Annotated in this window: 6 protein-coding genes; 1 reads left to right on the top strand and 5 read right to left on the bottom strand. The window is 74.8% G+C overall.

Translation table 11 applies throughout. From position 1 onward, the window contains the following. Window positions 1-42 precede the first annotated feature (42 nt). The 5 genes from galT to ATM99_RS10800 all read right to left on the bottom strand — a co-directional run bounded on the left by galT (window position 43) and on the right by ATM99_RS10800 (window position 5,319). Window positions 43-1,266 carry a galactose-1-phosphate uridylyltransferase gene (gene galT / locus ATM99_RS10820; RefSeq protein WP_062102930.1) on the bottom strand — a complete coding sequence of 408 codons (1,224 nt, stop codon included), beginning with the start codon at window positions 1,264-1,266 and terminating at the stop codon, window positions 43-45. Beyond that, complete coding sequence (locus tag ATM99_RS10815; RefSeq protein WP_062102929.1) at window positions 1,263-2,066, bottom strand: DeoR/GlpR family DNA-binding transcription regulator; 804 nt, start codon at window positions 2,064-2,066, stop codon at window positions 1,263-1,265. Before ATM99_RS10815 ends, galT begins: the two co-directional genes overlap by 4 nt. 180 nt (window positions 2,067-2,246) lie before the next feature. Beyond that, the gene (locus ATM99_RS10810; protein WP_062102928.1) at window positions 2,247-3,413 is read right to left on the bottom strand and encodes an Mrp/NBP35 family ATP-binding protein; all 1,167 of its coding nucleotides are present in this window, start codon (window positions 3,411-3,413) and stop codon (window positions 2,247-2,249) included. A gap of 51 nt (window positions 3,414-3,464) precedes the next feature. Further along, window positions 3,465-4,013 (bottom strand): DUF1003 domain-containing protein, encoded by a 549-nt coding sequence (locus ATM99_RS10805; protein WP_062102927.1) that lies wholly within the window; start codon window positions 4,011-4,013, stop codon window positions 3,465-3,467. After that, a complete protein-coding gene (locus ATM99_RS10800) occupies window positions 4,006-5,319 on the bottom strand; it encodes a magnesium transporter MgtE N-terminal domain-containing protein (protein WP_062102926.1) in 1,314 nt (437 codons plus the stop codon). The genes ATM99_RS10805 and ATM99_RS10800 overlap by 8 nt, the downstream gene beginning before the upstream one ends. A 159-nt stretch (window positions 5,320-5,478) precedes the next feature. Between ATM99_RS10800 and ATM99_RS10795 the strand changes: the two genes are divergently transcribed. Next, window positions 5,479-6,076, top strand: a 598-nt coding sequence (locus tag ATM99_RS10795) for a general stress protein (protein ID WP_062102925.1), incomplete at its 3' end; no start/stop codon positions are given.

Genomic DNA, 6,076 nt, shown 5'->3' with positions numbered 1-6,076 from the left:
AAGGGGTCGTGGCAGGGTTCCGGGCGGCGTCGCCCGCCGGGCTCACGCGAGCTCCTGCAGGCGGCGCGCGATGCGCTCGGGGGTGGTGTCGCTGATCCACGAGGCCATGGCCGACTCGACGCCCGCCAGGTACTTGAGCTTGCCCGGCGCGCGCAGCACCGAGAACACCTGCAGGTGCAGGCGCGACACGTCGCGGCCCTCGCGCACGGGTGCCTGGTGCCAGCCGCTGATGTACGGCAGCGGGATCGCGCCCCCGTCGCCGTCGACGAAGAACTGGTCGAGCCGGCGCAGCAGCGTGAGGTACGTCGTCGCCAGGTCGGCCTTCTCGGCGTCCGTCAGCGCCGGCAGGTCGGGCACGTCGCGGCGCGGCGCGAGGTGCACCTCGACGGGCCAGCGCGCGGCGTACGGCACGTACGCGACCCAGTGCTCGGACTCCAGCACGACGCGCTCGCGGTGCCGCAGCTCGGCGTCGAGCACGTCGCGCAACAGCACCCGGCCCGTCGCGTCGTGGTGCGCGCGCGCCTGGCGCAGCATCGCGTGGGTCTTCGGCGTGACGTAGGGGAACGCGTAGATCTGCCCGTGCGGGTGGTGCAGCGTGACGCCGATCTCCTTGCCGCGGTTCTCGAAGCAGAAGACCTGCTCGACTCCCGGCAGCGCGGACAGCGCGCGCGTGCGGTCGGTCCAGGCCTCGACGATCGTGCGCATGCGGCGTGGGCTCACGGTGGCGAGCGAGGCGGTCGGGTCGGACGAGAAGCAGATGACCTCGCAGCGGCCGTTCGCCGGCCGGCGCTCCCACAGCGGCTCGCCGTCGACGAGCTCGGTCGCGTCGTCGGCGCCGGGGACGGCCATGAGCGAGGGGAACCGGTTCTCGAACACGACGACGTCGTAGTCGGTGTCCGGGATCTCGCCGTCCTGGTACGTCGCGCCGGGCTTGGCGGGGGCGAGCGGGTTCGCGTCGGCCGGGGGCAGGAACGTGCGGTTCATGCGGTGCGCGGCCATGGGGATCCACTCGCCCGTGAGCGGGTCGAGCCGCAGCTCGGGGCCGGTGACGGGGTGCGCGACGCCGTCCGCGTCGACCACCGGTGCGAACCGGTCCGGCAGCGGGCGCGGGTCGTCGAGGCGTCGCGTGGCGGCGCCCGAGACGTACGGCTCGGAGTCGTCGAAGTAGAGGAGCTCGCGACCGTCGGCCAGGCGGGTGGACGTGCGGCGCACGCGCGCGGCGACGTCGGGGACGGTGCTGTCCGAGGGGCTGTCGGGGGTGCTCACGGGGCGTCTCCGGTGACGGGTGCGGGGGCGGCGAGGACCAGCCGGTCGACGGCGGCCTCGAGGTGGGTGCGGGCGTCGGCGGACAGCCCGGTGTCGACGACGAGCGTGTCGATCTCGTCGAACCCGCAGATGCGGGCGAGACCGACGGTGCCCCACTTGGTGTGGTCGGCGAGCACGGTCGTCGCGGCTGCGCAGCGCACGAGAGCGCGGTCGGTCGCGGCCTCGGCCAGGTTGGGGGTCGTGGGTCCGTCGGCGTCCAGGCCGTGCACGCCGAGGAACGCGCGGTCGACGCGCAGGCTCGCGAGGGTCGCGTCGGCGACGGGCCCGACCAGCGCGTCGGAAGGCGTGCGCGCTCCGCCGGTGAGGACGACCTCGACGTCGTCGGCGCCGTGCAGGACGTCGGCGACCCGCAGGCCGTTGGTGACGACGGTGAGGGGCCGCAGCGCGGGGTCGGCGGCGATCATCGAGGCGAGCAGCCACGTCGTCGTCCCCGCCGACAGCGCGAGCGACTGGCCGGGCTCGACGTCGGCGAGCGCCGCCCGCGCGACGCCGGCCTTCTCCGCGGACGCCCACGTGCGCTTGGCCTCGAAGCCGGGCTCGTCGGTCGAGCGTGCGGGCGTCTCGGGGGCGACGGCGCCGCCGTGCACGCGCCGGACGAGGCCGGCGCCCGCGAGCTCGGCGATGTCGCGCCGCACGGTCATGTCGGAGACGTCGAGCGCCGCGACGAGGTCGGCCACGCGCACGGCCCCGTGCGCACGGACCTCGGCGAGGATGCGCTCCTGCCTCTGCGTCGCGAGCATGCGAACAGTATCCATCACGCCCGAACAAAAACCAACAGCCCGGGGGTCTGGGACCCACCGTCGGCAGGCCCCTCCACGCCCGAGTGCGGGGTTCTGCCGGTCCGGGGTGTCGAGAACCGGCCGAACCCCGCGCTCACCGGCACGACCGGGAGAGACCGGACGGGGGAGACGCCCCGGCGGTCAGCGGCCGACTGGGGACAGGCCCAACGGACGTCCCGCGAGGTTGCGCGGACGGCCTGCGAGGCCACGCGCGACGTCGCGCAGCGCGACCGCGCCGGGCGAGTCGGGCGCCGTCAGCACCACGGGCGTGCCCCCGTCGCCGGCCTCGCGCAGCCGCACGTCGATCGGCACCTGCCCCAGCACGGGCACGTCCGAGCCGATCAGCCGCGTGAGGTTCGCCGCGACGCGCTCGCCGCCGCCCGCGCCGAACAGCTCCAGGCGCGAGCCGTCGGGCTGCTCGAGCCACGCCATGTTCTCGACGACGCCCACGACGCGCTGCCGCGTCTGCACCGCGACCGACCCCGCGCGCTCGGCGACCTCGGCCGCCGCCACCTGCGGCGTCGTCACCACGACGATCTCCGAGCCCGGCAGCAGCTGCGCCACCGAGATCGCGATGTCGCCCGTCCCCGGCGGCAGGTCCAGCAGCAGCACGTCCAGGTCGCCCCAGAACACGTCGGCCAGGAACTGCTGCAGCGCGCGGTGCAGCATCGGACCGCGCCACACCACGGGCTGCCCGACCGGCACGAACATGCCGATCGACACGACCTTCACGCCGTGCGCCTCGGGCGGCAGCAGCATGTCGTCGACCTTGGTCGGCGGGCGGTCCACGCCCAGCATCCGCGGGATCGAGAAGCCGTAGATGTCGGCGTCGACGACCCCCACGCGCAGGCCGTCGGCCGCCATCGCGACCGCGAGGTTCGCGGTCACCGACGACTTGCCGACGCCGCCCTTGCCCGACGCGACGGCGATCACCTTGGTCAACGAGCCCGGCTGCGCGAACGGGATCTGCGGCTCGGCGTCGGTGCCGCGCAGCATCGTGCGCAGCGCGCTGCGCTGCTCGGCCGTCATGACGCCCAGGTCGACCCGCACGCCCACGACGCCGTCGAGCGGCGCGACCGCGGCCGTGACGTCGCGCGTCAGGGTGTCCTTGAGCGGGCAGCCCGGCGTCGTGAGGTCCAGCCCGACGACGACGAACGTGCCCCCGTCGCGCGGTTCGAGGTCGACCGACCGGATCATCCCCAGCTCGGTGACCGGGCGGTGGATCTCCGGGTCCTGCACACCGGCGAGCGCGGTGCGCACGGCGTCGAGCAGCGGGTCGGAGGGGGAGGAGTCGTCGAGGGGCGGCACCCGACCATCGTAGGTCGGGCGGACGGGCGGTCCGCGGGCCGAGGGGCCCGCTCAGCGCTCGGGCGCGCCCCGCCGGCCCGGGTCCGGCGCCCGGCGCTCGTCGCCCGCGTCCTCGTACCCCGCGTCCTCCGCCTGCAGGTCCTCGAGCAGGTTGCGCAGCTCCGAGCGCACGAAGTCGCGGGTCGCGACCTCGGACAGCGCGATGCGCAGCGACGCCATCTCGCGCGCCAGGAACTCGGTGTCGGCGAGGTTGCGCTCGGCGCGCTGCCGGTCCTGCTCGGCCTGCACGCGGTCGCGGTCCGCCTGCCGGTTCTGCGCGAGCAGGATCAGCGGGGCCGCGTACGACGCCTGCAGCGACAGCATGAGCGTGAGAGCCGTGAACCCGTTCGACGCCTGGTCGAAGCGCACCTCCGGAGGAGCCCACGTGTTCCACGCGAGCCACACGACGCAGAACACCGTGAGCCACACGATGAACCGCGGCGTGCCCAGGAACCGGGCGATGGACTCGGAGATCCGGCCCGACGCGTCCTCGTCGCGGGTGCCGCCGCGTGACAGCAGCGACAGGCCGCGCGTGCGCGGCTGGTCCAGGCGCTCAGCCACGGGTCACCCCCGGCGGTGCGCTGCGCACCACGGGCGTGGGGCGTGTCGGCGGCCCGGCGTGGACGTCGTCGGTCTCGCGCCAGTCCTCCGGCAGCAGGTGGTCCAGCACGTCGTCGACCGACACCGCGCCCAGCAGGCGGCGCTGCTCGTCGACGACCGGCAGCGCGAGCAGGTTGTACGTCGCGAGCTGACGCGTCACCGACAGCAGCGGCGCGTCGACCGCGACCGGCTCGAGGTCGGTGTCGACGATCTGCCCGATCGACTCGTGCGGGGGCTCACGCAGCATGCGCTGCAGGTGCACGACGCCGATGTAGCGCCCCGTGGGCGTCTCGAGCGGCGGCCGCGCGACGAACACGAGCGACGCGAGCGCGGGCGTCAGGTCCTGGCGTCGCACGTGCGCGAGCGCCGCCGCGATCGTCGTCTCGGGCCCGAGGATCACCGGTTCGGTCGTCATGAGGCCGCCGGCGGTGTTGTCCTCGTACGCCAGCAGGCGGCGCACGTCCTTGGCCTCCTCGGGCTCCATGAGCGCGAGGAGCTCGGCGGCCTGCTCGTCGGGCAGCTCGCCCAGCAGGTCGGCCGCGTCGTCGGGCTCCATGGCCTCGAGCACGTCGGCCGCGCGGCCCCGCTCGAGGTTGCCGAGGATCGCGACCTGGTCGTCCTCCGGGAGCTCCTCGAGCACGTCCGCGAGGCGCTCGTCGTCCAGCGCGGACGCGACCTCCAGTCGCCGGGTCGAGCCCATCTCGTGCAGCACGTCGGCGAGGTCGGCGGGCTTGAGGTCCTCGTACTGCGCGAGCAGCAGCTGCGCGCCCTGCGCGGCCGACGGGCGCCCCAGGCCCACGACGTCCTCGACCGGGACGAGAAGCGTCTCGCCGCGGCGGCGCAGCAGGCCGCCGCGCGGGTCGACGCGCCGCACGAACACCTTCGTCACGAGCCAGTCGCCGTTGCGCTGCAGCTCGATCGCGACGTCCTCGACGCGCGCCTGCCCGGAGCCGTCGGCGAGCTCGACCGTGCGGTCCAGCAGCTCGCCCATCACCACCGTCTCGGACGCGCGCTGCTCGAACCGCCGCATGTTCAGCAGGCCCGTCGAGATGACCTGGCCCGCGTCGACCGCGGTCACGCGCGTGAGCGGCAGGAACACGCGTCTGCGACCGGGGACCTCGACGACCAGCCCCACGGCGCGCGGCGCACCCGTGAGGCGCACGAGCACGACGACGTCGCGCACCCGCCCCACCTCGTCCCCGATGGGGTCGAACACGGTGGTCCCGGCGAGGCGCGCGACGAACACCCGGGTCCCGACGCTGCTCACGGCGGTCAGCCTAGACGCCGCACCCGGGAGCGGCCGTGCACGCGCCGGTGGCCGCGCGGTGAACGTCGGAGCTGCCCGGGGAGGGCCCGGCGCCTGCTCTGTCGGCGCCGTCCAGGCCGTTCCCTGGCGGCTCCCAGGTCCGTGCGGGAGGATCGGGGCATGGCGTTCACGCAGCCCCAGCGGATCCCGACGACGCCCACGCTCCCGACGGGCGAGACCGTCGCGCGCTACGGCACCTACCTCGAGGCGCAGAAGGCCGTCGAGCTGCTCGCGGAGAAGTCGTTCCCGGTACGCGCCGTGACGATCGTCGGGAGCGACCTGCGCATGGTCGAGCGCGTCATACGACGGCTGTCGTACCCGAGCGCGGCGCTCGGCGGGTTCCTGTCCGGCGCGTGGTTCGGGCTGTTCGTGGGCCTGATCCTCACGCTGTTCTCGCCGACCGGCGGTCCGGGCATCATGCTGCCCGCGATCCTGCTGGGCGGGGCGTTCGGCCTCATGCTCTCCGTGATCGGCTACTCGTTCACGCGCGGCCGGCGCGACTTCGCGTCCGCGAGCCAGATCGTCGCGACGTCCTACTCGGTGCTGTGCCAGGCCGAGCACGCGCACAAGGCGCGGAACCTGCTGGCCGAGACCGGGGGAGTCGTGTCCGGGTGGCCCGAGCCGGTCGCACCGCCCGCGCCGCCCGTCGGTCCGCCGCCCTCGGCCCCGGGCACCGGGTACCCGCCGCCCGTGGCCGACGCGCCCGCACGGGCCGTGA

The sequence above is a fragment of the Cellulomonas sp. B6 genome (assembly GCF_001462455.1).
Classification (GTDB): domain Bacteria; phylum Actinomycetota; class Actinomycetes; order Actinomycetales; family Cellulomonadaceae; genus Cellulomonas.
Note: the sequence above shows the minus strand (reverse complement) of the source record. Positions and strands in the feature narration are given on the sequence as shown.

Coding starts and splice junctions, on each gene's coding strand:
- ATM99_RS10815 (WP_062102929.1), bottom strand. CDS start 2,066: ATGCTCGCGACGCAGAGGCAGGAGCGCATCCTCGCCGAGGTCCGTGCG.